Here is a 25,087-nt window from a genome sequence, read left to right as displayed (position 1 = left end):
GAAGGGTGGACCGTTCCAGGGAACGGTCCACCCCCAGAGATACAAGCTCAGAAACGGCGCTATGAATATGGCGGAAGAGACACCTGTGCACACTGTGTCCGAAGCAGGACGATCGGTCGTCAGCGATTGCCTGGGGGGAAGATGAAAAAGCACACCAGCGGCAGCAGCGGCAAGCCCAGACGTAAGACGACGACCACCACCCCACGACGCACGAAGTTCGCGTCGAGCACGACACCGATGTCGGTGACCAAGCACGACGTGTCCGTCGCCTCGGCCTCGTTACCGAAGTCCTGGCAGGCGTTCGCGGCCAAACCCAACATCACGACCGCCAGGACGGTCGCGTCCGAACTGCAGAGCATGCGGCCCGCGGCCGCGAAACCGGTCATGAAGCTCATCGCCGACCAGCTGGCCGAGCTCTCGCCGAAGGACCGCAGCACGATGTCGCGGCTCGTCATGGCCGAGCTCATGACCGACCAGGCCCGCGACTTCCTGAAGGTGACGGCGGCCACCCGCCTCAAGCACCCGGTCGTCGAGATCCAGAAACCACCCACGGCCCAGCACGACAACCCGGCCCACTACCTCGACCTCGTGCCGCCGAAGAACCTCAAGAAGGCGGCCACGCTCCCGAAGTCCTCGAAGATCAAGGACGCGCAGCTGCTCGACGCCCTGGACCTGTACACCGCGGACGACCGCATGGTGAAGCTGGCCGCCCTGGAGCAGCGCACCGACAACGTGGCCGACGCCTCGTCCATGGGCCACCTGAAGCAGGCGGCGAAATTCGTCGCCGACCTCAACAGCGGGCACAAGGCCTACTCGGCGAAGAGGCGTGAAGAGCTCGCCCCGGAGCTGGTGGGCACCAAGCAGGCGCACCTGGCCGGCCAGATGGGGTTCAGGAAGGCGCCCACCCAGCGCGACGACGTGACCAGCCTGTCGACCCAGAACGACATGGTGACCACCTACTGGCGCTCCACCTTCGAGAAGGCCGTGCCGGCCTTCGTGAGCGGGCTGCAGACGAAGGTCAAGATCGAGGAAGGCGACTTCCTGGTCAACAGCCCCCGGGTGCTCCGCAAGATCGAGATGCTGCTGGGCGCGGAGGTGGCCAAGAAGCTCACGGTCGAGCCGCTCCAGGGCAGGGCGGGCGTCAGCGTGCTCAAGGGCACCCAGGCGATCAAGGACATCCTCTGGCCCTCCGTCCTGCACGAACTGGGCTCCGCCCCTTCGGCGTACCAGCTCTACGAGCTCATGGACGTCAGCAAGAAGGCGCCGCCGACCAACTTCAAGGTCGACACCAGGGCCGACCTCATCCAGCTGATGACCTCCAGCGCCTTCTCCCAACTGCAGGAGATCGCCAGGAGCTCACGCCAGCTGGCGCCGGTGTGCGCCATGGTCGAGAACCTCGTGCTGGGCCTGACCGACGAGCTCGGACCGGACCGGTTCGACACGCTCACCGCCAACGCCATGAAGTCGATGGCCCAGCTCCTCGACATCGTCGTGGCCAACGAGCACAACCCGGCGGTGTCGATGCGCGCCGTCGACCTCATGATGGACGAGATCGGCCTGGTGGTCGCGGCGGCCAAGAACTACAACATCGTCGACTACCGCGACACCATGAGAGCCATCACGCTGGAGCGGGCGCCCAGCATCGAGCCGCTGGTCACCAAGGAGACGATCCAGCTCGACAACCGCCTCGTCTCCAGCGGCATGGACTCCCTCAGCACCGCGTTGCACATCGCCCTGAGCGCGCGCGGCCACGACAAGGTCGCCCGCCCGACCGACAAGGTCGACTACTTCGAGACGGGCATGCTGCTGGAGCGGCTCAAGAAAGGCGAGACGGTGGCACCGGCCAGCGATGTCCTGGTCGCGGCGCTCAACCCGAGCACACCCTTCATCCCTGCGGACGCGGGCAAGCTCGTGAAGGATGTCCAGCACGCCGTCTCCCAGCGCAAGAAGGGGGACCCGCCGTTCGCGCTGATCCTCGACACCACCATCCAGCTGCCAGGCAAGCCGCCCAAGGACCCGACCCAGCTCGACGAGGTGCTCGGCGGCCTCAAGGAGCAGATCGCCAACGGCAGCCTCGAGGTCTTCCTGTGCAAGAGCTTCCAGAAGTACGCCTCGTTCGGCACCGGCAAGGTCTCCGCCGCCGACCTGACGATGTTGTCCAAGAAGGGCAACCTCGACTCGGCGTTCTCGCGGGCCGAGGCGCTGCTGACGGAGATCGACCTCGACCTCGCCTCGCACGACGAGGCGCAGCTCGTGATCCACATGCTCCGCCACGGGCACCGCGACGAGCTGTCGCTGATCACCCACGCGGCCGAGAACGCCAAGTTCGTCGACGCGTTCTGCTGGCCGATCGAAGCGGACTACGCCCAGGGCTCCAAGTACGTCGACGGCATCCCGCTGCTCCTGCGCTCCACGCCCACCGGCAGGGTCGGCTCCCTGTTCGAGCACCTCGTCCAGGTCGACCTGCGTGACAGCTTCTCGTTCCTGCGCACCTCCTACGTCGCCGGAATCCCGGGACCGTGGCCGGAACCGACCACCGAGAACATGTACGTCCGCATCAACACCGGCCACGAGCCGAAGGAGACGATGGTCGAGAACTTCTACGCCTTCGGCCACCTGTCGAGCAACCTGCTTCCCGGCGCGACGGCCAAGAGCGGCGACACGGTCGACCTCGGCATGCTCGCGACGTCAGTGGTGGCCAAGCACCTGCGGCAGGTGCCGGTCGCCGCGCTGACCGACCCCATGGTCAAGCAGTACCAGAACAACATCATCGCCTCGTACTGCGCGTTCGGCCTGCAGAACGCCACGCCCAAGCTGGGCATGGTCACCGAGACCCTCAAGTTCTTCGCGCACTCCGCCGACGGGGTCTCGATCGAGACCCAGCGCTACCTCGCCCGCGAGCTGTTCACGTTCTACCAGACCAGGCCGGCCCCGGCCGATACCGAGATGCTCGCGGGGTTGTGCAACGCGGCGCTCGTCCTCCCCGCCTCGGAACTCAAGGCGTTCGCCGTCAAGTTCAACCTCGCCAAGGCGGGAGACTCGAAGGAGGCCCAGCTGCTGCGCGAGATCGTCGACCGCGCCAAGCGAGCCGTCTGACCCGGCGAACTCGCCGCGCCGTCACGGCCACCGTCCCACCAGGACCGGCCCGTACGGCGGCGCGGCGACGTCCATGATGGCGAACCGGGAGAGCGACGGGGCGAGACAGCCGGCCGGGGTTTCGTCCGCCCTTCATTCGCCCGCCGCGAGCAGGGTCTCCATGGCCTCGCGCGGAAGGTTGGGGTGGGTGGCCGCCAGGGCCCTGGCCTTGGGGTCGTCGAGGCAGGTCAGCAGTGCGGCAGCTGTGGCGCCGGGATGCCGGGCGACCTCGCGGAGCACCTTGCGCACCGGCGGGCGATGGCGGGTCAGCTCCTCCAGGAGGGTGGGTGAGGCGTCCGGGTTGGTGGCGACGGCGGCGGCGACCATGGCGCCGTGGCGGCTGACCACCGCCCTGAGCTGGGCGTCGGAGAGACCGGGGTGGCCCGCCACGGCCTTGACGACCTTGGCGTCGGAATCGGCGGCCAGGGCGTCGCGCACGGCGGGCGGCAGATCGCGGCGCGCAGCGACGAGCATCCGCATGACCGGGTTCGCCGAGGCCGCGAGTTCCTCGATCTCGGAGGTCGAGGCCGCCGCGATCCGGGGCAGGAGGGTGGCGCCGATCCTGGTGGTCCGTGAGAGGTCGTCGAGGACGGACGGCGGGATCCTCGGATGGGCGGCCAGGTCGCGCCTGACGAGGGGATCGGGGTCTTCGGCCAGGCGGCGGATCAGGGCGTCGTCGATGCCGGGGTTGGCGGCCAGAGCGCCACGGACGCCGGGTTCCGGGCCTGCGGCCAGCTGTTCGTAGGTCTCCTGCGGGAGGTCGGGGCGCTCGGCCAGGCGCAGGCGGATCAGCGTCGACGGATCGACGGCGAAGCGGAGCAGGACCGCGGGCGGAGTAGACGGGTTGGCGATCGCCCTGAGCCGCAGCTCTTCCGTCGTCGACTCGTGGGTGCCGTCGCACGACGCGCCGGGGCGCAGGTCGCAGTCGAGCCTCGGACACTCGGGGGCGTGGACGTACGGCGTGGCCTCGCGGTCGCAGACCAGGCAGCCGAGCGGCGGAGGCAGGGTGTCGCCGGTGACGAGGGCGGCCAGCACCTCAGGTGGCGCTGACACGTTGGCCGCCACGGCGCTGCGGACTTCGGCGTGAGGGTGGGCCGACAGCCGGGTGGCCAGTTCGGGGCCGGCCCACAGGGCGAGCTCGGCGACGACCCGGATGTCCTGGTCGTCGGCGAGGAGCTCCTGGACGTCGGGAGGCAGTCCGGGGCATGCGGCCAGCGCTTCCCGGCGGGTGGGGTCGGCCGCCAGGACGCCGGGCCAGGCGGGCAGGCCGGCGCCGTCGGCCAGCAGGAGGAGGGCGGCGTCCGGGCGGGTGGCGGGGTCGGCGGCGTCGAGGGGGAGGAGCCCGCGTTTGATCAGGGCGGGAATCACTGATCCTGCGCGGGTGGCGAGCGCGTGGGCCTGGGAGGGGGTGAGCTCCGCATGGTCGGCCAGGTCCGCGGCCGTCCACTCGTCGGCGGAGGTGATCAGCCTGTCGACGAGGTCGGGAGGCAGGGCGGGGTTGGCGGCTACGGGGGACATGAGGACATGTTGTCGGACATGTGTCGGCTACGGCTGCTGCTGGGCCGACCGTCTCCCGTCAGCGGTCCGCCCATCTGGTCTCGTACGGCTTGAGCGTGACGTCCTTGCCGTCCACCGTCGCGCTGACCTCCTCGTCGGCGGTGTTCACCATCACCAGCTGCTGAGCCTGCGCCAGCACCCTGACGCGCTCGTCGGAGGCGGCGACCTCCTCCAGCTCCGCCCCGGCGGGGAACCACTTGACGAAGTTGCTGATCAGGTCGCCGGCGCCGCGCGCGCCCCCGTCGGAGGGGTTCCACATGCACCCCTTGCACGCGCCCGACTTGGTCTGCGGGTTCCAGTACAGGGCGGTGGCGGCGCCGCCTCGCGCGAACTCCATCATGGACACCGCCTGGACGGCCACGCGCATCTGCTCGGGCCAGTCGGTGGAGCCGTCCTCGGGCATGAAGTAGAACTCCGACCACCACACCGGCAGGTTGCCGGTCTTGTCGCGCAGCCACCGGGTCACGTCGGCGAACTTCTGGGTGGCGCCGAAGGCGTCCGGCTTGAGCTGGTGATCGTCGGTGGGTGAGGCGCCGTCGACGACGATGAAGTCGGCGCCCTTCTTGTTCTTGTTCCAGTAGTCGAAGGCGTCGAGGACGAGCTGGTCGACCGCGCCCCACGGGCCCGCCAGCGAGGAGGCGTTGCCGCCGTCGCTGCGTACGCTGTGGAAGCCCATGTACGGCCCGCCGATCTTGGCGTCGGGGCGCACCGCCTTCACCGCGTCGTAGACCTTGTTGTACATCTCGGTGTAGCCCTCGATGTCCGGCGGCCGGGAGTGGTCGGGCCAGAAGCCCTTGAGCTCGTTCCACACCATGAAGTACTGCACGTGGTCGTAGCGTTGCGCGACGGTGGCGGCCAGCTTGGCGAAGTCGTCGAAGTGCTTGGCCTCGGGGGCGGCCTCCAGGTGTTCCTTCTCCCAGGAGGTCTGGCCGGCGGGCCCGCCCTTCATCCAGTCGGGCGCGCAGCACAGCGTGATGAGCGGCAGCCCGCCTGACTGGTCCATGAGGCGCATGCGGCTGTCGAGGTCCTCGAAGTTGAACTCGCCGGGGTTCTCCTCCGGGTTGCCCACGCCGAAGCCCATGATGTGCTGGTTCTGCAACATCGGGACCCGCGACAGGGTTTCCGAGGCGCCGCGCAGCAGCCGGTCGTCGCCGTTGTTGCCGCTGGTCTGGGTGTGGGTCAGTCCCCAGCGTGGCCAGTTGGCCGCCACCGGGGGCGGTTCGGTGCGCGCGCGTGGCTGCGCCGTCTCGGTGACCTTGGGCTCCGTGGTGCCCTGCCCGGGAGAAGCGGACCGCGCCGCCGAGCACCCGGTCGCGAGCGCCACGACCGTGATCGCCGCCGCCAGCCTGGCGCCCCATCCCATGTTGAGTTTCACTTCGACTCTCCGCTTCCCCACCACCAGGAGAGTGACATGCGTTCCCGGATAAAGGCCAGGTGAAGGGCGGATTTCTCAGCCAACTTTAATGAACGCCGCGGGCGACTAGGCTCGTTGTGGACAGCTATCGAAAGGGCGTGGCGGCATGGCGATGACGGGGGCGCAGACCCGGCGGTTATGGGCTGATTCCGGAGAGGCGAGGGTGTGGGTCTCGCCAGCGACCGATCTCGTGACGGCCCTGCTGGGCGTCTGGTTCGGGGTCGGACTGATGATCGACGCGTGGGCACACTCCAACCCTGAGCTGGTCGGGCTGGAGACCTTCTTCACCCCGTGGCACGCGGTGTTCTATTCGGGCTTCGCCGCGGTCTCGGCGTGGATCGTGTGGCAGGTGTGGCGCAACGTCCGCACCGGCAGGCAGGGGCTGGCGGCGGTGCCGCACGGGTATCTGGCCGGATTGCTCGCCATTCCCGCCTTCGCCACGTTCGGCCTGGCCGACATGATCTGGCACACCGTGCTCGGCATCGAGACCAACATCGACATCCTGTTCAGCCCGTCGCACCTGGGCCTGGTCTCGACGATGGCGCTGATCGTCACCACCCCGCTGCGCTCGGCGTGGAAGGCCCCCGACGTGGGCGAGCGGCCGTCGCTGGGCCGGCTGGTGCCCGCGGTGCTCGGGCTGGCGTTCGCGAGCACGCTGGTCTCGTTGTTCCTGTCGTACGGCGACGCGCTCCAGTGGGGCCCGCGGGGGATCGTGGGCGCGTTCTCCGGCGCCGACTTCCGAGGAGGCCCCGACCAGCTGGCCACCGCGATGGTGATCAGCAATATGGTGCTCACCTCGGCGGTGTTGTTCCTGGTGCGCAGGTGGAACCTGCCGTTCGGGGCGCTGACGCTGTTCACGACGGTCTTCATCCTGATGTCGGGCGCGCAGACCATGTTCTCCAACTGGCCGATCCTGCTGGGGGTCGTCGTGGCGGGGCTCGTCGGCGACCTGCTGGTGCTGCGGCTGCGGCCCTCGGAGTCGAGGCGGGGCGCGTTCTGGGCGTTCGCGGGGGTCTGGTCGTTCCTGACGTGGTCGATCTACATCGGGGTGGCATCGGCCGCCGCCGGGGCGTTGCCGCTGGTGCCTGAGCTGTGGACCGGTGCGCCGATCGTGGCGGGGCTGCTCGGGCTCGTGCTCGGGGTGCTGATGCTGCCCGACGCCCGCCGTCCATGAGGCGGGTTTGCTGCCTGCTGGTCGTCTTTCTGGTTCTGGCCGGGTCTGCCCCTGCGGCGGCGCATGTCGTCTCCGCTGGGGCGGACCTGCGTGTCGCCCTGACCATCGGGGGGTCCGAGCTGACGGTGGTGGTCGAGGGCGTGCGCCGCGTGCCCGCGCCGCTGCGCGTCCGCGTCGAGGCCTACCACGGGGGCGCGCCTGAGCGGCTGGCCCTGGAACTGCGCTCGGTGACCGACGGCCGCACGGCGACGGGCGCAGTACGGCCAAGCGGCATGGTGGCGGGTGACGTACGGCCAAGCGGCATGGTGGCGGGTGAAGTACGGCCGAGCAGTGCGGTGGCGAGTGACGTACGGCCGAGCGGCGTGGTGGCGGGTGATGCAGGGCTGGGCGACGTGGCGGAGCTGCGGGCCGAGCAGGCCGGGCCGTACGAGCTGAGGCTGAGCGCCGCAGGCGAGAGCGCCGTGCTGCCCTTCCGCGTGCTGGTGGAGCGCGGCGCGAGCTGGGAGCTGGTGATCTACGGCGCCCTCCTGGCGGCGGCGCTGCTGGCGGTGGGTGGCCTGCTGACCGGGGCGGTGGCGCGCAGGCGCGCGGGCATGCTGGTGTCGGCGGGCATCGCCGCCTTCGTCGCGATCGCGGCGACCTTCGTCGTGCTGGAGCCGTACCTGCCCGTCGCCGACCCCGACGGCGCGCAGCCGACGGCGGGTCCGCGGCCCTTCGCCCGCGCGCTGGTGACCACCGTTCCCGCCGAGCCGGTGGCCGGCCAGGACTACACGTTGCGGCTCGACCTGGTCGACGGCGCGACGGGGGTGCCGGTCGACGACCTGGCCGTGCATCACGAGGCGCTCGCCCACCTGGTGGTGACCAGCCAGGACGGCGTCTCGTTCAGCCACAGCCATCCGCTGCGCACGGCGCCGGGACGGCTGGAGGTCAGGCTGCGCGCCGAGCGGCCCGGGCGGCACCTGGTCCATGTCGAGCTGGAACGGCAGGAGTCGGGCGGGCAACTGCTCACGGGAGAGTTCACGGTCGCGGACCGGGACGAGCCACCCCGAGACGAGCCACCCCGAGAAGAACCAGGCCCAGGTGAGACGACGACTGGCCCCGTGGGCGCCGCGCCGCGAATGGTGCCCGCCGTGCCGGTGGCGGGGCGGCCCACGACCGTCGAGGTCGACACGGTGGCGGCGGCCAGGCCCTGGCTGGGCATGGCAGGGCACCTGATCGTGCGCAGCGCCGACGGGGCGTTCCTCGGCCACGTGCACGAGATGGGCACGGGCGGCCCGACGTTGCGCTTCACCTTCGGCTTCCCGGCCCCGGGCCGGTATCTGGCCTGGGCGCAGTACGCCACAGGGGAGCGCATCGTGACCGTGCCGTTCGTGGTGGAGGTGCCGAGGTGAAGCGTCTGCTGGGGGTGCTCGCGCTGGTGGCCGTGGCGGTCGCCGTGTTCGTGCTGGGCCGCGGCGACGACCCGGTGAGCGTGGCCGTCACCGGCGCCTCCTACGCGGTGCGGGTGGAGATCGGCGGCGAGGTGGAGGTGCGGGTGACCTCGGGCCGGGCCGACACGGTCACCATCGCCGCCTCGATGCCGTCGATGGGTCACGCGGCCCCCGAGGTGAGCGCGCGGCTCGCGGGGGCGGGCCGGTTCGTGGCAGGGGGCGAGATGTTGTCGATGGCCGGGCTGTGGCAGTTGTCGATCCGGCTCACGGGACCGGCGGGGGAGGAGACGCTGACGGTGCAGGCGCCGGTCAGCGCCGCCAGGTGAAGCGGGTGGCGTTGGCGGAAAGGTCGTCCCAGGCGAGGACGCGGCGGGGTTCGAGCATCTACTCGTGGGTGGCGGGGGGAGCCCAGCCGTACTTCTCCTTGGTGACGCGCCGCACCTCGTCGGTGATCGGCACGAGCACCGCGCGGCCCTCGACGATGATCGCGGCCTTGGTGTCCTCGATGTGGACGACGACCTCCTGGTTGGCGGCCATGTTGCGCTGGTGCACGGTCTCGGGGGAGCCGCCGAAGTAGAACGCCTCGCCCACCCACACCCCGTCGATCGGCACCGAGTGGGGCCGCCCGTCGGGGCGGGTGGTGGCCAGCCAGAAGCGGTGGGTGGCGCGCAGCCGGTCGAGGACGGTGCTCCACTCCATGGTGCGCGTCGGCGTGCCGTACGCCTGGGGCAGGGTGATCGGGCCGATCCGAGGTTCCATGGCCCCCAGTGTGACGCCCGTCACCGACAGATTCGATGTCCGGCTACATCGGCTGGGGTAGTGACGAGGCCGCCCGTGGGCCGATGTCCTGGGGCGGCGCGCGGGCGATCGTGGAGGGCATGAGACCTTTCCGATTCGGCGCCGTCGGCGGCTTCGCCCCGACGGGCCAGGCCTGGACCGCGTTCGCCCGCCGTACCGAGGAGCTCGGTTACAGCACGCTGCTGGTCCCCGACACGCTCAACACCTTCTCGCCGTTCGCGGCGACGGCGGCGGCCGCCGCCGTCACGACGCGGTTGCACGTCGGCACCTACGTCGCCGCCTCGCCGATCCGCACGCCCGCGACCGTCGCGTGGGAGGCGAGCACCCTGCACCGGCTCAGCGACGGCCGCTTCGAGCTGGGCCTGGGCGCCGGCCGCCCGATGGGCAGGGTGGACGCGGAGAAGCTCGGCGTGGAGTTCGGCTCGGCGCAGTGGCGCCTGGCCAGGGTCGCCGAGACCCTCGACCTGGTGCGCGAGGTGCCGATCCTCATGGCGGCCTCGAGCCCGGCGGCGCTGCGCCTGGCCGCGGAGCGGGCCGACACGGTGGCGCTCGCCCTGGCCGCGGACGCCACGGAGGAGCGGCTGTCGGCCAAGCTGGACGAGCTCTACGAGATCGCCGGCGACCGGTTCGGCAAGCTGGAGCTGATGGTCAACCTGGCGGGCGTGAACGGCGTGCCGGCGTGGATGGACCCGTCGACGGCGGGCATCGGCGTCCTGAGCGGTTCGGTCGAGCAGATGGTCGACACCCTGGAGCGGCGCCGCGACAAGCTGGGCATCTCCTACGTGTCGGTCAACGGGCAGTACCTGGAGCAGCTCGCGCCCGTGGTGGAACGCCTGGCAGGTACCTGACACGAGCTGACAGGTACGACGCATAGCTTGGACGGCATGAGCGCAACAGGCACGTTCGAGATCGACAGCTGGGAGCCCCAGCCGCCCGTGGCCGACCAGGACGGGATCGCCATCACCCAGGTCACCCTTCGCAAGACCTTCCACGGCGACCTGACCGGCACCAGCGTCGTCTACATGACCATGGGCACCACTCCGGTGGAGGAATCACGGACCTATGTGGCCATCGAGCACGTGACTGGCGAGCTGGATGGCCGAAAAGGTAGTTTCCTCCTTCAACACACGGGGATCAGTGACGAGGGGGAACAGTCGCTGCGTGTCTCGGTGGTGCCCGATTCCGGCACCGGGGAGCTGACCGGGCTGCGCGGCGAGATGCGGATTCACATCGCGCCGGACGGGAGTCACTCCTACACGTTCGACCGATGAGTTTCTCCGCTCCTGCTGGTCTACCTCATGACACCCAAGAAGGAGCGAGAGAACATGAGCCACACCATCGAGGCGCCCGGCGCCGTCATCGCCTACGACGTGCGCGAGGTCCAGGGCAGCAGCAAGCCGACGCTGATGCTCATCGGCTCACCCATGGACGCCACCGGTTTCGCCACCCTGAGCACCTTCTTCACCGACCGCACGGTGGTCACCTACGACCCGCGCGGGGCCGGCCGCAGTCAGCGGGAGCCGGGCGCGGGCGAGTCCACGCCCGACATCCACGCCGACGACCTGCGCCGCGTCATCGAGGCGGTCGGCGGGCCCGTCGAGGTGTTCGCCAGCAGCGGCGGCGCCGTGAACGCGCTGGCACTGGTGGCCAAGCACCCGGAGCTGGTCTCGACGCTGGTCGCGCACGAGCCGCCGGCCGCGCCCGTGCTGCCCGACCGGGCCAACGCCGAGAGGCTCATCCAGCAGATGCGCCAGACCTACGAGAAGGAGGGCTTCGGCCCGGCGATGGCGCAGTTCATGGCGATCACCAGCCACGTGGGTGAGCTTCCCGAGGACATCGGCGAGCTGCCCGTGGGCGACCCGGCGGCCATGGGCATGCCGACCGACGACGACGGCACCCGTGACGACGTGCTGTTCGCGCAGAACCTCATCACGTGCACGCACTACGAGCACGACTTCGACGCCCTGCGCGCGGCCTCGACCCGCGTCGTCCCGGCCGTCAGCGTGGAGGGCGCGGGCACCATGGCCGCTCGCGGCGGCGAGGGCGTGGCCGAGCGGCTCGGTGTCGAGGCCGTGGTCTTCCCCAGCCACCACGGCGGCTTCATGGGTGGCGAGTTCGGCTATCCGGGCGAGCCGGAGGCCTTCGCCGCCAAGCTGCGAGAGGTCCTCGACGGGGCCTGAGCCGTCAGCGGGCGTCAGTCACCGCCTCGATCACCTGGGGGCCGTCCAGCAACACCCGGTCGTTGTGGCCGGCCCCGTCGACGGCGACCACCCTGGCTCCGGCCGCCCTGGCCACCTCCAGGCTCAGCTCGGGCGGGACGATCGTGTCGTGCGTGCCGTAGACGACCGTGACCGGCGCCCGGACCTCGCGTACCTGCTGCGCCAGGGGGAAGCGGTCGCGCAGGAGCAGGCGCACCGGCAGGAACGGGTAGTTGTGCTGCCCGGCGTCGGCCAGCGAGGTGAACGGCGAGCGCAGCACCAGAGCCTCGGGCGGGTGGGTGAGGGCCAGTGCGGTGACCACGGCCGCGCCCAGGCTCTCGCCGAAGTACACCACGCGGCCCTTGACGAATGCGCGCGCCGCCCTGGCGTCCATCAGCAGCCCCTCCTCGGTGGGGGTGCCGGGGTTGCCGCCGTACCCGCGGTAGTCCATCAGCAGCACCGAGAACCCGCGTGCGGCCAGCGCCTCGGCCAGCGGCAGGCGGTAGCTCCTGTTGCCCGCGTTTCCGCCCGCGACCAGCACCGTCACCTCGCCTCCCGGCCAGTGCCACGCCTTCAGCTCCAGCCCGTCGGCGGTGGTCAGCGTGACGTCGCGGGCGGCGGGAACCGGCCGGCTGTCAGGCAGGTAGATGAGACTGCGCTGGAACGCCCAGAGCAGGGCGAACAGCACGACGACCACGGTGAGGATCACAAGAGCGGCCCGGAGCACGTATAAGAGGTTATGAGCCACTGGGCATGGGGTCCCGAGCCGGACCACCACGAATTGGAGCAGACCGCCCGGCTGATCTCTGAGGTGATCGGCCTGGGAGACCCGTCGGCATGGCGGCCGCCGGTACCTTTCGAGCGGGTGAGGATGGCGCCGCCCAGGCTGCCCGTGCCCGAGTTGTTGTCCGGCTTCGCCACCGCGGAGCCGTACGAAAGAGCACGTCACACGTACGGCAAGGCCTTCCGCGACCTGACCCGCGCCTACCGGGGCGACTTCGCCAACGCCCCCGACCTGGTGGCCAGGCCGCGCACCGAGGACGAGATCGAGCGGGTCCTGGAGTGGGCGGCCACGACCGGCGTCGCGGTCATCCCGTACGGCGGCGGCACGAGCGTGGTCGGCGGCGTCGAGGCACGCTTCGACGGTCCCGCGCTCAGCCTCGACCTGGGACGCATGGACCGGGTCCTGGAGGTCGACCCGCTGTCCAGGGCGGCGCTGATCCAGGCGGGCGCCACGGGACCGGTGATCAACTCCCAGCTGCCCGACGGGCTGCAGCTGCGCTTCTACCCGCAGTCCTACGAGTTCTCGACGCTCGGCGGATGGATCGCCACCCGGGCGGGCGGCCACTACGCGACGGGCAACACCCACATCGACGACCTGATCGAGTCGGTGCGCGCGCTGACCCCCGCCGGGGCCTGGGAGTCGCGGCGGCTGCCGGGCAGCGGGGCGGGACCCTCGCCCGACCGGTGGCTGCTGGGCTCGGAGGGCGCGCTCGGAGTGATCACCCAGGCGTGGGTGCGCCTGCAGCTGCGTCCCACGGCCAAGGTGTCGGTGCCGGTGTTGTTCGACGAGTGGATCGCAGGTGTGGCGGCGGTGCACGACCTGGCCCAGTCGGGGCTCAACCCGTCGAACTGCCGGCTGCTCGACGCCCGCGAGGCGGCCCTGGCGGCGGGCGGCGACGGCCGTCACTGCGTGCTCATCCTGGGCTTCGAGTCCGGGCCCGTCGACTCGTTGCTGGAGGCGGCGCTGCGCATCGTGCGCTCCCACCGGGGCGAGCCCCAGCAGATCAGGCAGGACAGGGAGTGGAAGGGCTCCTTCACCCGCATGCCGTACCTCAGGAACGCCTATCCGGGCCTCGACGTGCTCGTCGAGACGGTCGAGACGGCGGTGACCTGGGACCGGTTCGCCAAGCTGCACGACGAGGTGATGGGGCTGGGGGAGATCACCTGCCGGCTGGCGTTCGTCTACCCCGACGGGCCCGCGCCGTACTACACGATCACCGCCTCGGGCGACGACTGGGACTCGATCAAGAGCAGGGTCTCCGAGACGATCATGCTGCACGGCGGCACCATCACCCACCACCACGCGGTCGGGCGCGACCATCGGCCCTGGTACGACCGCCAGCGGCCAGAGCCGTTCGCGCTGGCGCTGCGCGCGGCCAAGACCGCGCTGGACCCGAACGGGATTCTCAATCCGGGCGTCCTCGTCTAGCGTCGTCGCCGTGTGGGATCACGAACTGGCCGAGCTGGAGCGCCGCAAGGAACTGGCCGCCCGCATGGGCGGCCCCGAGCGGGTCGCGCGCCAGCACGCCACCGGCCGCCTGACCGTGCGCGAGCGTTTCGACGCGCTCGCCGACTCCTGGACCGAGGTCGGCGCCCTGACCGGCCGGGCCGTCTACGACGAGGCGGGGGAGCTGAAGGACTTCACCCCGTCGAACACGATCGTCGGCAGGGCGGTCGTCGCCGGGCGCAAGGCGGTGCTGGTCGGCGACGACTTCACCGTGCGCGGCGGCGCCGCCGACGCGGCCATCCACGAGAAGCAGGTGCTGGCGGAACGCATGGCGGGGGAGATGCGCCAGCCGCTCGTCCGGCTCGTCGACGGCACCGGCGGCGGCGGGAGCGTCAAGCAGCTGGAGGAGTTCGGGCGCACCTATGTGCCGCACAACCCCGGCTGGGACCAGGTCGTGGCCAACCTCGGCAGGGTCCCGGTCGTGGCGCTGGCCCTGGGGCCGGTCGCCGGGCTCGGCGCGGCCCGGCTGGTCACCTCCCACGTCTCGATCATGGTCAGGGAGTTGTCGCAGGTGTTCGTCGCCGGGCCCGCCGTGGTCGAGGCGGGCATGGGCGAGAGCGTCGGCAAGGAGGAACTGGGCGGCTGGCGGCCGGTCTCGGCGGCGGGAACCGTCGACCTGGTCGCCTCCTCCGAGCAAAAGGCCTTCGAGCTGACCAGGTCCGTGCTGTCCTACCTGCCGCAGAACGCCTGGACGAGGCCGCCCGTCAGGGCGGGCAGGCAGGCGCTCGACCAGTCGGTGCTGCGCGACATCGTGCCGCGCGACCGCCGCAGGCCCTACGACATGCGCGTGATCATGCGGACGGTCTTCGACGACGTCCTTGAGCTCGGCGGCCGCTTCGCCCCGTCGACCATCACCGCGCTGGCCCGCCTCGACGGGCACCCGGTCGCCGTGCTCGCCGGCGATCCGAACATCTACGGCGGCGGCATGACCGCCGACGGCGCCGACAAGACCGCCCGCTTCGTCGACCTGGCGCAGACCTTCAGCCTGCCCGTCGTGCACCTGGTGGACCAGCCGGGCTTCGTGATCGGCAGCGCGGCGGAACGCGCGGGCACCATCCGGCACGGCGCCCGCGCTCTTGCCGCCGTCTACCAGTCGACGGTGCCGTGGGCCTCGGTGCTGGTCAGGCGCGTGTTCGGCGTCGCCGGCGCCGCTCACAGGCCCCATTCCAGGTACGGCCTGCGCATCGCCTGGCCGTCGGGCGACTGGGGTTCGCTGCCCGTCGAGGGCGGCCTGGAGGTGGCCTTCAAACGCATGCTCGCCGAGGCGGGAGAGGAGGCGGCCGCGCTGAAGGCCGAGATCGCCGCCCGGCTGGAGGCGGTGCGCTCGCCCTTCCGCACCGCCGAGGCCTTCCTGGTGGAGGACATCGTCGACCCGGCCATGACCAGGCCGCTGCTGGCCGACTGGGTACGCGACGCCTACGAGGTGCTCGAACCCGGGCCCAGGCCCCTCACCAGGCCCTAGGAGAGCGCGAAGGCCCGGCGGTAGGCCGACGGCGAGGTGCGCATGGTGCGGGAGAAGTGGTGGCGGAAGGTCACCGGGCTCTCGAAGCCGACCGCCGCGCCGATCTCCTCCACCGGCGCGTCGCTCGACTCCAGCAGCGGCAGCGTGGCCGCCACCCGCTGGGAGATGACCCAGCGCAGCGGCGAGGTCCCCGTCTGCTGCTTGAAGCGGCGGATGAAGGTGCGCTCCGACATGCACGCGACGGCGGCCAGCTGGGCGACGGTGATCGGCCTGGCCAGGTTTCCGAGCGCCCAGGCCATCGCGTGGGCGACGCCGTCGTGCTCGTCGACCGGCGTGACCGCGGCCTGGATGAACTGGGCCTGGCCGCCCTCGCGGTGCGGAGGCACGACCAGCCGGCGCGCGACGTCGTTGGCGACCGTGGCGCCGTGGTCCTTGCGGACCAGGTGGATGAGCAGGTCGATCCCGGCGGCGCTGCCCGCGCTGGTGAGCACGTCGCCGTGGTCCACGTACAACACGTCGGGGTTGACGCGGACGGCGGGGAAACGGCGCTGCAGCAGGTCGGCGTAGCGCCAGTGGGTGGTCACCTCGCGGCCGTCGAGCAGTCCCGCCGCGGCCAGCGCGAAGGCCCCCGAGCAGATGGAGACCAGGCGGGAGCCGCGCTCGTGCGCCTGCCGGAGCGCCGCGACCAGCTCCTCGGAGACCTGGCCGCGCACGTCCGAGACGCCGGGGACGATCACGGTGTCGGACGAGGCCAGCACGTCGAGCCCGTGCGCGGCCCGCAGGGTGAATCCGCCGACCGCGTTGAGCGGCTCGGGGCTCTCCGCGCACACCTTCAGGTCGTACCAGGGCACCTGGAGCTCGGGCCTGGGCAGCCCGAAGACCTCCACCACGCAGCCGAGCTCGAACGGGGCCATGCCGTCGAAGGCCAGGACGGCGACGGTCGGCAGCTTGGCGGGGAGGGGAACGAGCATGTCGTCATGGTAGCCAGTCACACTTTTCCCGCCGGATCCGTCATAGGGGTATGACCAAGAATCTTTTCCCCGGGGACGACGGCTTCGAGGCCGCGTCCCGGCCCTGGAACCTGACCGTGCAGCAGCCCGTGACGTCGGTGGCGGAGGTGACCGAGGCCGCCGAGGTGGCCGAGCTGGTACGGCACGCGCGCCGTACCGGTGCGGCGATCGCCGTCCAGCCCAACGGCCACGGCGCCTCCGGCAACGCGGGCGGTGCCATCCTGCTGCGCACGGGAGGGCTCGACACCGTCGAGGTCGACCCCGGGCGCCGCGTCGCCCGCGTGGGCGCGGGCGCCAAGTGGGGCCAGGTTCAGGCCGAGGCGGCCCGCCACGGCCTGACCGGCCTGCCGGGCAGCGCGCCGGGCGTCGGCGTGACCGGATACCTGCTGGGCGGCGGCCTGAGCTGGTTCAGCAGGAAGTTCGGCTTCGCCGCCGGCAGCGTGCTGGCCTTCGAGGTGGTCGACGCCGACGGCGAGCAGCGCCGCGTCAGCGCCGACTCCGACCCCGAGCTGTTCTGGGCGCTGCGCGGCGGCGGTGGCGACATCGCGATCGTGACCGCGCTGGCGATCGGGCTGCAGGCCATCGACACGGTGTACGGCGGGCGTGTCATGTGGCCGGGGCAGCGGGCCGCCGAGGTGCTGGAGCTGTTCCGCGCGCTCACCTTCGACGCGCCCGAGGAGCTCACCGTCTGGTTCAACCACGTGCAGCCGCCGGGCGCGCCCGCCATGGCGGGACTCGACCTGACCTTCTACGGCTCCGACTCCGAGGCCAAGGAGGTGCTCGGCAGGATCGACGAGCTCGGCGGCGCGATGCTCGACACCCGTGGCACGCTCGCGCTGTCGGAGCTGGGCACGATCACGAACGACCCGACCGACCCGAGCCCGGGCCTGGGGCGCGGCGAGCTGGTCCCGGTGCTCGACGAGCGGGTGGTGGAGCTGGTCCTGGGCGAGCTCGCGCCGCTCATCGGCTTCCAGCTGCGTCACCTCGGCGGGGCGCTGGCTCGTCCGTCGGACCTGCCGTCGGGATCGCTCGCCGAGCCGTACCTGCTCTACGCCTTCGGCGCCGGGATCGGGCCCGAGCTCACCGAGGCGGTCAGGGGCAGGCTGGCGCGGCTGACCGAGGAGCTCGGCGACTCGGTCAGCGGGCGCAGGCCGTACACGTTCCTGGCGCCCGGCGACAGCGCCGCCCAGGCCTTCACGAGGGCGGACCTGGAGCGGTTGCGCGAGCTGAAGCGGGCGCGCGACCCGCAGGGGGTCTTCCGCGCCAACTACCCGGTGCTCGGCTAGCGGCCGGAGCTCGGTCGCGGGTTCAGCTCGGCTGGGGCTTGTGCACGGTCACCGGCTCCAGGTGCTCCGGGGCCTTGCCCGGGTACAGGCCGGTGATCATGGTGCTGACGGTGTACAGGTGCCAGGCCTGCGCGGGCCTGGAAACCACCGGTCCGGCGAACAGGGCGCGCACCTCGTCGGGGTCGACGATCGGCTCCAGCGCCTCCAGCGTGCCCAGCACCTGCTCGCGCAGGATCGCCGACAACGCCGGTCCCGGGCTGGTGCGCCACGACCAGCCCCCGCCCGTCTTGACGGTGGGCATCGGCTCCGGCGGCACGTGCTGCCACGGCCAGCGCCTGGTCAGCCCGGCGGCGAAGCGCCACGCCTTGCCCTCGATGGGCACGTCACGCAGCTGGGGGGCGAACTTCAGGATGAGGCGGTAGATGACCTCTTCCGACAGGCGCCAGTCCTGGTCGAGCGCGAGGGCGACGCGAGCGACCCGGTTGTCGAGGAAGGGGCGGACCGGGTCGCCCCGGCGCAGGGAGCCCGCTCGGGCGCTGGCCTGCCAGCGCCCGACCTTGTACCAGATGTAGAGGTGGTCGAGCGCCTCCAGCTTGTTCCCGCGCTGCTCCCACGGCCTGGCCAGTTCCTTGGCGTGCTCGTTGGCCCGGGCGCTGAAGAGCTTGCCGTCCTTGCAGAACGTGGTGGTGATGCGCCGCAGCAGTGCCTTGTCGCTCAGGTCGGTCTGCAGGAGGTTGAGCGAGCCCGCCCGGAGCGTCTCGCCGCTCTGTCCTGACATGGTCGGCTTGTCGCTGTAGGGCAGGTAGCTCACGATCGACTCGTAGGCCGAGGTCATGCCCTCGCAGGTGCGCAGCGTCTCGTAGGCGCGCATCAGGGGGTGCTCGACGTGGACGGCGTCCTTGGCCTCGGTCTGCGGCGGCGCGATGACCGTGTGCTCGACCTTCAGCTTGGCGGCGATCCGCCGGGCCAGGATCACGTCGGGGTGGCTGTCGAGCCCGTTGGTGGTCACCCGGAACGGCACCTTGGCGGCGTGCAGCAGCGCGGCCAGGATCCGGGTGTCGCGCCCGCCCGTGAGCGCCAGGTTGACGGGCTCGGCCGTGGTCCTCAGCGGCTCGACGGTCGCCACGAGCGCGTCGGCCAGCTCGGCGATCGCGGCCTTCTTGTTCGCGGGCGGCGCCGCCTCGGGCAGCGGGGTCTCGGTGATCGTGCGGCGGCCGTCGCGGACGGTGATGCGCGAGCTGGGCCGCAGCGCCGTGACGTCCTGGTAGGGGGTCTCGTCCGACAGGAAGAAGCCCTGGCGGGCCATCGACTGCAGAGCGAGCAGGTCGTAGCCGATCCGCTCGCGGGCCATCAGGTGCACCAGCAGTGCGCGGCTGCCGATGATGTGCAGCTCGTCGGTCTCGGTGTGGAAGACCGGGCAGACCCGGTTGATGGCGGTGGCCGCGGTCAGCTCGCCGTCGCGGGCGACCCAGGCCGACAGGCATCCGGCGACGTCGTCGTCGGGCAGCCGGACGACGTCCTTCGGGTCGGCCAGGTGGCCGTTGACGCCGACGACCCGGTCGGGCAGGCGGCGGAGCAGGTCCGGGTCGCGGGCGCCGGCGGGCTCGTTGGTCCAGCCCAGCAGCGAGACGCCGGTCCCGTGCCACTCGTCGCGCCTGATCACCTCGGCGGGCACGGGGAAGGCCTCTTCGATGATCGAGCGGGCTCGGTCGAGCGAGCGGGCCGCGATCACGCCGCGCTTTGCGGCTAGGCCCAAATAGACGCGCATGCCGATAGCAATATCGGATTGTGCCGGTTCATCACAAGTCGTCTGGCTTTTGTGCACTTTTGCATAACGGGCCCGGCCAATCGCGCAAGCCGTCCGTCAGAGCAGGTATGAAAAGTCGCCGGGTAGTCGCCGTTGTCGGATTAGTCGCACTCCTTGGCCTGTCTGCCGCCTGCGGGGGCGGCGCCACGAGCCACGGACCGGAAGGCAGCCAGTCGGACGCCGCGGCACGCGCGCCGCAGCAGGAGTCCGAGGCCCAGGCCAGGCCCACCGCGGCGGCACCCGAGAAGAAGAGCCAGGAACAGGACACCGAGGTCTCCCAGATCTCCACCTTCGCCCTCGACGTGGACACCGCCTCCTACGACTACGCCCGCCGTACCCTCGGCGCCGGAACGTGGCCCGCTCCCGACCAGATCCGGCCGGAGGAGTTCGTCAACGCCTTCCGCCAGGACTACGCGGAACCGCGCGACAACGGCTTCACCGTGCACGTCGACGGCGCCATGATTCCTGGACGCACGAACGAGGGCCTGGTCAGGGTGGGCCTGCAGACCCGGCGTTCCGACGCGGCGGCCAGGCGGCCCGCGAACCTGACGTTCGTCGTCGACGTCTCCGGCTCGATGGCCGAGACCGGGCGGCTGGACCTGGTGCAGTCGGCGCTGCGCACCCTGCTGGGCCAGCTCGGTGCGGGAGACCAGGTCGCCATCGTCTCCTTCAGCACCGACGCGCAGGTCGTGGCGGACATGACGCCGCTGGTCTCGCGCGACGCGTTGCTCGCGGCGGTCGACGCCCTGGCGATCTCCGGCGGCACGAACGTGGCCGCCGGGCTGACCAAGGGCTACGAGATCGCCGCGCGCGGCTTCCGGCCCGCGGCCACCAACCGCGTCATCCTGCTCTCCGACGGCCTGGCCAACGCGGGCGACACCACCTGGCAGGGCATCCTCGACCGGGTCTCCGAGCACGCGGGCCGGCAGATCACGCTGCTCACCGTGGGCGTGGGCAGGGAGTACGGCGACGAGCTGATGGAGCAGCTGGCCGACAACGGCGACGGCCACGCCATCTACGTCAGCACCGTGGAGGAGGCCGAGCAGGCCTTCGTCAAGAACCTGCCCGCCACCATCGAGCTGCGCGCCCGCGACGCCAAGGCCCAGGTCGTCTTCAACCAGTCGGTCGTGGAGTCGTACGAGCTGATCGGCTACGAGAACCGGCAGCTGGCCACCGAGGAGTTCCGCGACGACTCCAAGGACGGCGGCGAGGTCGGTCCCGGCCACGCGGTGACCGCGCTGTACGCGGTCAAGCTGGTGCCGGGCGCGTCCGGGCAGCTGGCCGCGGCCACCGTGCGCTGGCAGGACCCCGACACCCGCACCCCCGCCGAGTCGAGCAAGGCGCTGGAGGCCGCCGACCTGCACGAGTCGCTGTGGGCCAAGGCCCCGCTGCGGCTGCAGGTGGACGCGGTCGTGGCCGCCTTCGCCCTCTACATGCGCGACAGGCAGGCCTTCGGCATGGACCTGGGTTCGTTGTCGGAGCAGGCGGCCAGGCTGGCGGCCGAGGCCGAGGACCCGCAGCTCGCCGAACTGGCCCAGCTGGTGGAGCAGGCCAGGAAACTCGGCTAGTGGCGTCCGAAGATCGGCACGTCGGATCCGTAGTAGAAGTCGTAGATCGCCTGGGCGAACTCGTCCTTCGACAGCCTGCCGTCGAGGTTGGTGTCGAGGCGCTCGAAGGCTTCCCTGGCCGACCAGCCGGCCACGTCGTAGGCGCCCCAGAGGCGGAGGTACTCGCCTCTGGTCAGCTGCTCGTCGCCGTCGGTGTCGAGGGCGTCCCACAGGGCGTCGCCGATCGGCCAGACGATGTGGGCGGTGAAAACGACCCGGTCGAGATCGGGGGAGGTGGCGTACCTGACGTAGGCCTCCCTGCTGATCTTGCCGTCCTTGTCGGTGCCGATGAGGTCGACGGCGTTGCGCCACGCGTAGTCGTACGCGGTGATCACGGCGTCGCGCCGGGCCTCGTCGAGACCGAGCCGGTCGCAGACGGATTCGGCCACCACGATCATGTCGCGCTGATCGAGGAAACCGTCGCCGTCCATGTCGCTGGTGTCGAATGCGTGGCCGGCGTTTTCGCGCTGCATATTCATGTGCGTGCCACCCCTGGATAATCGTCCTTATCCGCGACAACGCCTGTCAATCGTGTTGTGAGAATTCCCTGATTCGAACTCGGGATATTTCCGGAGAAAAGCCACTCTCCCATGGGGAGCAGTTTCGGATAGCAGAACAGCGAGGTCCGCGTGCCCAGGATCTCCGGCGTGTTCACCATGAACGGCAGCTCTGCCAGCAGGAACGGCAGAGCGCTGCCGGACCCCTCCGCCGCTCCCAGCACCTCCGCCAGGGCGGTGTGGCAATGCTCGCGGAATTCGCCGTCGCTCTCGTAAAGCAGCCCGATCTCCTGACGGGTCTTCTCGTAGGCGACCTCGCCGTACAGATCGGTCCAGCTGAAAACGCCCACTCCTGTCGCGCCCGCCGCCTCCAGCGCCCTGCTCACCCGGTTGCGGGTGTTGTTGATCTCCTCGCGCGCCTTCTTGCGCGCCCTCGGACGCTCGTAGCCCTTGGCCATCAAGGTGCCCGCGAGCTCCATCCCCGGCACCAGCACGTCCACCCGGGCGAAGGTGGCCCTCGCCCAGCCGAGCAACGTCGTCAGGGTCGGGACGGTGAAGTATCCGTTCAGTGCGCTGACCCCGAGCAGGATGTGCTCGCGGGCGGCGAAGATCTCCGCGCAGCGGGCGGTCAGGGGGTGGGCCTCCACCATCGTCGTCGTCATGTAACGGAAGGTAGCAAGTCTGTAGCTCTGGGTTGACGTGTCTGGGCACCTCCGAAAGTCCGATATGCTTTTCACGCAACAACAGCGGGGCTATGGCGCAGTTGGTAGCGCGCTTCCATGGCATGGAAGAGGTCTGGGGTTCGAATCCCCATAGCTCCACCTCACGGAAAAGGGCCGCCCATCAGGGCGGCCCTTTTCGTCTACCTCAGAGCCGTGTCGAGCGTGTTGGTGAGGATGCCCGGGTCTCCCGACATCTCCCAGATCATCGCCCCGAGCAGGTTCTTGCTCTTCAGCCAGGCCACCTTCTTCTGGATGGACCAGGCGTCGTCGAAGGTCCACCACTGCCCGCCGTTGCCGGTGTAGCAGGAGGTCGCGACCGCTTGCTCGTCATGGCGGATCGTGCAGCCCGGCACCGAGGCCAGCAGGTTGGAGTAGCCGCGGGTGCCGGCCTCCTCCTGGAACTGGCCGGGCGCCGCGCCCGTGGCCGACTGCCACTCGCCGTACTTGCCGCCGTCGCTGACGCCCTGCCAGCCGCGGCCGTAGTAGGCCAGGCCGATGGTCAGCTTGCGCGGATGCACCCCGGCGGCGAGATAGACGTTGATCGCGTTCTCGACGCTGAAGTGGAAGGTGTACGGGTCGTCGGTGTCGGCGTACAGGTTGCCCTGGTGGCCGGTGCGGTTGGGCTCCCAGGAGTTGTCGCTGCCCGCGCCGTGGAAGTCGTAGCCCTGGACGTTGAAGATGTCCATGTGCTTGGCGACCTCGGCCAGCTCCCAGCCCGCCTCGATCTTGGCCGGGTCGGCGGGGGTGAAGGCGGTCAGCTGGTAGCGCTTGCCGGTCGTGACCGACAGCGCGTCGAGCTGGCGGCGGAACTCCGCGATCAGCAGCGTGTTGTTGACCTTGTCGGCCGGGCTGACGTGGTTGCCCGGGTGCCCCTCGGCGCCCGGCCACTCCCAGTCGAGGTCGATGCCGTCGAAGATGCCCGCTCCCGTGCCGGGGCCGCCCGCGGCGTTGTACACCGGCAGGTTGCCCTTGATGTAGATGTCGATGCAGGAGGAGACGAACTTCTTGCGCGCGGCGTCGGTGGCGGCCACGTCGGAGAAGTACTTGGAGTAGGTCCACCCGCCGAGCGAGATGAGCACCTTGAGATGCGGGTGCTTGGCCTTCAGCTTCTTGAGCTGGTTGAAGTTGCCGCGCAGCTTCTCCCAGCCGGTGTCGGCCACGCCGTCGACCGACTGGGCGGCGCTGAAGGGCCTGCCGTAGTCGGCCTCGGCGTCACCGGCGCCGTCGCCCTGGTTGGGGTCCTGCGGGTTCTGCGTCGTGCCCTTGGTCACGCCCTGAAGGCACGTCAGGTTGACGGGGTCGATGTTGCCGAAGGCGTAGTTGATGTGGGTCAGCTTCGCCGCGGCCCCGCTGGTGTCGAGGTTGCGCACGAAGTACTGGCGGCCGTAGATGCCCCACTGCACGAAGTAGCCGACCCGCGCGTAGCCGTCGACGATGTCGGACGTGGTCACCGACACCGGCGCGGTGGCCGCGGACAGGTTGTCGTACAGGTCGCGCGCCCTGACGGTGAAGCTGTAGGAGGTGGAGGGCGACAGGCCGCTGATCGTGGCGGTCGGGCCGGCGACCGAGGCGACGACGTTCGTGCCCTGGTAGACGTCGTAGCCCGCGACGCCGCTGTTGTCGGTGGAGGCGTTCCAGGCCAGCGTCACGGTCGAGGAGGTGGTGGCGGTGCTGCGCAGGTTGCCCGGCACGCTCGGCGCCTGCGTGTCGTCCGACGGGTTGTTGGTCCGTACGGCCAGCGAGTTGCTCGCCGCCGAGAGGGTGCCCTTGCGGTCCTTGGCCTTGACGGTGAAGGAGTAGTTCGTGTTCGGCGTCAGCCCGGTCACCGTGGCGGTCGTCCCGGTGACGGTGGTGGCCAGGGTGGAGCCGTTGTAGACCTCGTAGCCGACGATCGGCAGGCTGCCCGCGGCCGAGGCGTCCCAGGCCAGCGAGACGGTCTTGGTCGTCTTGACCGGTGAGCGCAGGTTGCCGGGCGCGCCGGGCGGGGCGTCGGGGGAGCCGTCGCAGTTGACGTCGTTGACGCGGCAGCTCGTGGGCTGGGCGCCTGCCGTACTGACCCGGAACGACGGGCTGTAGGGCTCGGTCGTGCGGCCCGCCGCGACGGTGGTGTTGTAGTGGGCGGGGGTCAGGGTGACCGTGCGGCCCGTCTGGGTGAGTGAGGCGTGCTCGGCGTTGCTCGCGGTGACGCCCGCGGGCAGGTCGAACACGATGGACCAGCCGTTGAGCGCGGTGGTGGTGTTGTTCTTGACGATGAACTTGGCGGCGTTGCCGGCCACCGAGTACTCCGCGGCCACCGGCGCGGGCGGCGGCGGGTCCTCGCCGCTGCCGTCGCAGTTGGCGCCGTTGATGGTGCACGCGGTCGGCTGGACGGCGGAGCTCAGGTTGACCGTGGGGCTGAAGGGCTCGGTCGTACGGCCCGCCTGGAGGGTGTCGATGTAGTACGCGGGTGTGAGTTTTACCCGTGTCCCGTTCTGCACGATCGTGGCGTGCACGGGACTGCTCGCGGTCACCCCGCTGGGCAGGTCGAAGACGATCGACCATCCCGAGACGGCGGTGGTGCCGGGATTCGTCACGACGAACTTGCCCGTGGAGCCTGACAGGCTGAAGACGGCTGTCAGCCGGGCGGCTGCCTGGGCAGGGGGTGACAGGAGGAGGACGAGGAGGACGGCAGCGAGTAAAGCGGCTGTTCGGCGCACCGTG

At 70.7% G+C, this 25,087-nt stretch carries 21 protein-coding genes and 1 tRNA gene; 12 read left to right on the top strand and 10 right to left on the bottom strand.

Translation table 11 applies throughout. The features are described from left to right. Positions 1–119: 119 nt before the first annotated feature. A complete protein-coding gene (locus tag HNR30_RS41050; RefSeq protein ID WP_181615575.1) occupies positions 120–395 on the bottom strand; it encodes a hypothetical protein in 276 nt (91 codons plus the stop codon). On the opposite strand from HNR30_RS41050, the gene HNR30_RS41045 reads away from it, so the two are divergent. Next, positions 385–3,096 carry a hypothetical protein gene (locus HNR30_RS41045; protein ID WP_181615574.1) on the top strand — a complete coding sequence of 904 codons (2,712 nt, stop codon included), beginning with the start codon at positions 385–387 and terminating at the stop codon, positions 3,094–3,096. The two genes, HNR30_RS41050 and HNR30_RS41045, sit on opposite strands and share 11 nt — an antisense overlap. Before the next feature lie 132 nt (positions 3,097–3,228). Here HNR30_RS41045 and HNR30_RS41040 read toward each other — a convergent pair whose 3' ends face one another. Together HNR30_RS41040 and HNR30_RS41035 are read right to left on the bottom strand one after the other, a co-directional pair. After that, entirely contained in the window at positions 3,229–4,653 is a 1,425-nt protein-coding gene (locus HNR30_RS41040) for a hypothetical protein (RefSeq protein ID WP_181615573.1), read from the bottom strand. A 58-nt stretch (positions 4,654–4,711) separates the two neighbouring features. Continuing rightward, complete coding sequence (locus tag HNR30_RS41035; RefSeq protein ID WP_181615572.1) at positions 4,712–6,067, bottom strand: GH39 family glycosyl hydrolase; 1,356 nt, start codon at positions 6,065–6,067, stop codon at positions 4,712–4,714. Between the two features lie 229 nt (positions 6,068–6,296). On the opposite strand from HNR30_RS41035, the gene HNR30_RS41030 reads away from it, so the two are divergent. Genes HNR30_RS41030 through HNR30_RS41020 form a run of 3 tightly spaced genes read left to right on the top strand, consistent with a single transcriptional unit; the run spans position 6,297 to position 9,036 of the window. After that, positions 6,297–7,280 (top strand): hypothetical protein, encoded by a 984-nt coding sequence (locus HNR30_RS41030; protein WP_312895008.1) that lies wholly within the window; start codon positions 6,297–6,299, stop codon positions 7,278–7,280. Next, a complete protein-coding gene (locus HNR30_RS41025) occupies positions 7,277–8,671 on the top strand; it encodes a DUF8832 domain-containing protein (protein WP_181615571.1) in 1,395 nt (464 codons plus the stop codon). Before HNR30_RS41030 ends, HNR30_RS41025 begins: the two co-directional genes overlap by 4 nt. Next, positions 8,668–9,036, top strand: a complete 369-nt coding sequence (locus tag HNR30_RS41020) for a hypothetical protein (protein WP_181615570.1) — start codon at positions 8,668–8,670, stop codon at positions 9,034–9,036. The genes HNR30_RS41025 and HNR30_RS41020 overlap by 4 nt, the downstream gene beginning before the upstream one ends. Before the next feature lie 58 nt (positions 9,037–9,094). Here the strand turns inward: HNR30_RS41020 and HNR30_RS41015 are convergent, their stop codons facing one another. Beyond that, on the bottom strand, positions 9,095–9,469 hold the full coding sequence (locus HNR30_RS41015) for a pyridoxamine 5'-phosphate oxidase family protein (RefSeq protein WP_181615569.1): 375 nt from the start codon (positions 9,467–9,469) through the stop codon (positions 9,095–9,097). A 119-nt stretch (positions 9,470–9,588) separates the two neighbouring features. On the opposite strand from HNR30_RS41015, the gene HNR30_RS41010 reads away from it, so the two are divergent. Genes HNR30_RS41010 through HNR30_RS41000 form a run of 3 tightly spaced genes read left to right on the top strand, consistent with a single transcriptional unit; the run spans position 9,589 to position 11,688 of the window. Next, positions 9,589–10,356 carry an LLM class flavin-dependent oxidoreductase gene (locus tag HNR30_RS41010; protein WP_181615568.1) on the top strand — a complete coding sequence of 256 codons (768 nt, stop codon included), beginning with the start codon at positions 9,589–9,591 and terminating at the stop codon, positions 10,354–10,356. Positions 10,357–10,392: 36 nt separating this feature from the next. Next, positions 10,393–10,779, top strand: a complete 387-nt coding sequence (locus tag HNR30_RS41005) for a DUF3224 domain-containing protein (RefSeq protein ID WP_246380187.1) — start codon at positions 10,393–10,395, stop codon at positions 10,777–10,779. Positions 10,780–10,833: 54 nt separating this feature from the next. Further along, the gene (locus HNR30_RS41000; RefSeq protein ID WP_181615566.1) at positions 10,834–11,688 is read left to right on the top strand and encodes an alpha/beta fold hydrolase; all 855 of its coding nucleotides are present in this window, start codon (positions 10,834–10,836) and stop codon (positions 11,686–11,688) included. A gap of 4 nt (positions 11,689–11,692) precedes the next feature. Here HNR30_RS41000 and HNR30_RS40995 read toward each other — a convergent pair whose 3' ends face one another. Then, positions 11,693–12,433 carry an alpha/beta hydrolase gene (locus HNR30_RS40995; RefSeq protein WP_181615565.1) on the bottom strand — a complete coding sequence of 247 codons (741 nt, stop codon included), beginning with the start codon at positions 12,431–12,433 and terminating at the stop codon, positions 11,693–11,695. Positions 12,434–12,445: 12 nt separating this feature from the next. On the opposite strand from HNR30_RS40995, the gene HNR30_RS40990 reads away from it, so the two are divergent. Next, on the top strand, positions 12,446–13,918 hold the full coding sequence (locus HNR30_RS40990; protein WP_181615564.1) for an FAD-binding oxidoreductase: 1,473 nt from the start codon (positions 12,446–12,448) through the stop codon (positions 13,916–13,918). A 10-nt stretch (positions 13,919–13,928) separates the two neighbouring features. Continuing rightward, positions 13,929–15,458: an acyl-CoA carboxylase subunit beta gene (locus tag HNR30_RS40985; protein ID WP_220134569.1), complete on the top strand. Its 1,530-nt coding sequence runs from the start codon at positions 13,929–13,931 to the stop codon at positions 15,456–15,458. Here the strand turns inward: HNR30_RS40985 and ftrA are convergent. After that, positions 15,455–16,405 carry a transcriptional regulator FtrA gene (ftrA, locus tag HNR30_RS40980; protein ID WP_425569859.1) on the bottom strand — a complete coding sequence of 317 codons (951 nt, stop codon included), beginning with the start codon at positions 16,403–16,405 and terminating at the stop codon, positions 15,455–15,457. The genes HNR30_RS40985 and ftrA overlap by 4 nt on opposite strands. A gap of 74 nt (positions 16,406–16,479) precedes the next feature. On the opposite strand from ftrA, the gene HNR30_RS40975 reads away from it, so the two are divergent. Further along, entirely contained in the window at positions 16,480–17,754 is a 1,275-nt protein-coding gene (locus HNR30_RS40975) for an FAD-binding oxidoreductase (RefSeq protein WP_181615562.1), read from the top strand. 22 nt (positions 17,755–17,776) lie between these two features. Here HNR30_RS40975 and HNR30_RS40970 read toward each other — a convergent pair whose 3' ends face one another. Next, positions 17,777–19,522, bottom strand: a complete 1,746-nt coding sequence (locus HNR30_RS40970; RefSeq protein ID WP_181615561.1) for an asparagine synthase-related protein — start codon at positions 19,520–19,522, stop codon at positions 17,777–17,779. A gap of 107 nt (positions 19,523–19,629) precedes the next feature. Between HNR30_RS40970 and HNR30_RS40965 the strand changes: the two genes are divergently transcribed. Then, entirely contained in the window at positions 19,630–21,129 is a 1,500-nt protein-coding gene (locus tag HNR30_RS40965) for a vWA domain-containing protein (protein ID WP_181615560.1), read from the top strand. On the opposite strand, the gene HNR30_RS40960 is transcribed toward HNR30_RS40965, so the two are convergent. Beyond that, the gene (locus tag HNR30_RS40960) at positions 21,126–21,647 is read right to left on the bottom strand and encodes an EF-hand domain-containing protein (protein ID WP_220134568.1); all 522 of its coding nucleotides are present in this window, start codon (positions 21,645–21,647) and stop codon (positions 21,126–21,128) included. The two genes, HNR30_RS40965 and HNR30_RS40960, sit on opposite strands and share 4 nt — an antisense overlap. Next, positions 21,644–22,327, bottom strand: coding sequence for a tRNA-dependent cyclodipeptide synthase (locus HNR30_RS40955; RefSeq protein ID WP_181615558.1), 684 nt, complete (start codon positions 22,325–22,327; stop codon positions 21,644–21,646). The genes HNR30_RS40960 and HNR30_RS40955 overlap by 4 nt, the downstream gene beginning before the upstream one ends. 86 nt (positions 22,328–22,413) lie before the next feature. Between HNR30_RS40955 and HNR30_RS40950 the strand changes: the two genes are divergently transcribed. Beyond that, positions 22,414–22,486, top strand: a tRNA-Ala gene (locus tag HNR30_RS40950). 41 nt (positions 22,487–22,527) lie between these two features. Here the strand turns inward: HNR30_RS40950 and HNR30_RS40945 are convergent. Further along, a complete protein-coding gene (locus HNR30_RS40945; protein ID WP_181615557.1) occupies positions 22,528–25,083 on the bottom strand; it encodes a glycosyl hydrolase family 18 protein in 2,556 nt (851 codons plus the stop codon). Between the last annotated feature and the right edge of the window lie 4 nt (positions 25,084–25,087).

Origin of the sequence: Nonomuraea soli (genome assembly GCF_013761175.1) — a bacterium.
Taxonomy (GTDB): domain Bacteria; phylum Actinomycetota; class Actinomycetes; order Streptosporangiales; family Streptosporangiaceae; genus Nonomuraea; species Nonomuraea soli.
The sequence above is the reverse complement of the archived record's forward strand: the minus strand, read 5'-3'. Positions and strand labels throughout refer to the sequence as shown.

Coding starts and splice junctions, on each gene's coding strand:
- HNR30_RS41050 (WP_181615575.1), bottom strand. CDS start 395: ATGAGCTTCATGACCGGTTTCGCGGCCGCGGGCCGCATGCTCTGCAGT.
- HNR30_RS41000 (WP_181615566.1), top strand. CDS start 10,834: ATGAGCCACACCATCGAGGCGCCCGGCGCCGTCATCGCCTACGACGTG.
- HNR30_RS41040 (WP_181615573.1), bottom strand. CDS start 4,653: ATGTCCCCCGTAGCCGCCAACCCCGCCCTGCCTCCCGACCTCGTCGAC.
- HNR30_RS41045 (WP_181615574.1), top strand. CDS start 385: ATGAAGCTCATCGCCGACCAGCTGGCCGAGCTCTCGCCGAAGGACCGC.
- HNR30_RS41025 (WP_181615571.1), top strand. CDS start 7,277: ATGAGGCGGGTTTGCTGCCTGCTGGTCGTCTTTCTGGTTCTGGCCGGG.
- HNR30_RS40975 (WP_181615562.1), top strand. CDS start 16,480: ATGACCAAGAATCTTTTCCCCGGGGACGACGGCTTCGAGGCCGCGTCC.
- HNR30_RS40960 (WP_220134568.1), bottom strand. CDS start 21,647: ATGAATATGCAGCGCGAAAACGCCGGCCACGCATTCGACACCAGCGAC.
- HNR30_RS41015 (WP_181615569.1), bottom strand. CDS start 9,469: ATGGAACCTCGGATCGGCCCGATCACCCTGCCCCAGGCGTACGGCACG.
- HNR30_RS40955 (WP_181615558.1), bottom strand. CDS start 22,327: ATGACGACGACGATGGTGGAGGCCCACCCCCTGACCGCCCGCTGCGCG.
- HNR30_RS40970 (WP_181615561.1), bottom strand. CDS start 19,522: ATGCGCGTCTATTTGGGCCTAGCCGCAAAGCGCGGCGTGATCGCGGCC.
- HNR30_RS41010 (WP_181615568.1), top strand. CDS start 9,589: ATGAGACCTTTCCGATTCGGCGCCGTCGGCGGCTTCGCCCCGACGGGC.
- HNR30_RS40965 (WP_181615560.1), top strand. CDS start 19,630: ATGAAAAGTCGCCGGGTAGTCGCCGTTGTCGGATTAGTCGCACTCCTT.
- HNR30_RS40990 (WP_181615564.1), top strand. CDS start 12,446: ATGAGCCACTGGGCATGGGGTCCCGAGCCGGACCACCACGAATTGGAG.
- HNR30_RS41005 (WP_246380187.1), top strand. CDS start 10,393: ATGAGCGCAACAGGCACGTTCGAGATCGACAGCTGGGAGCCCCAGCCG.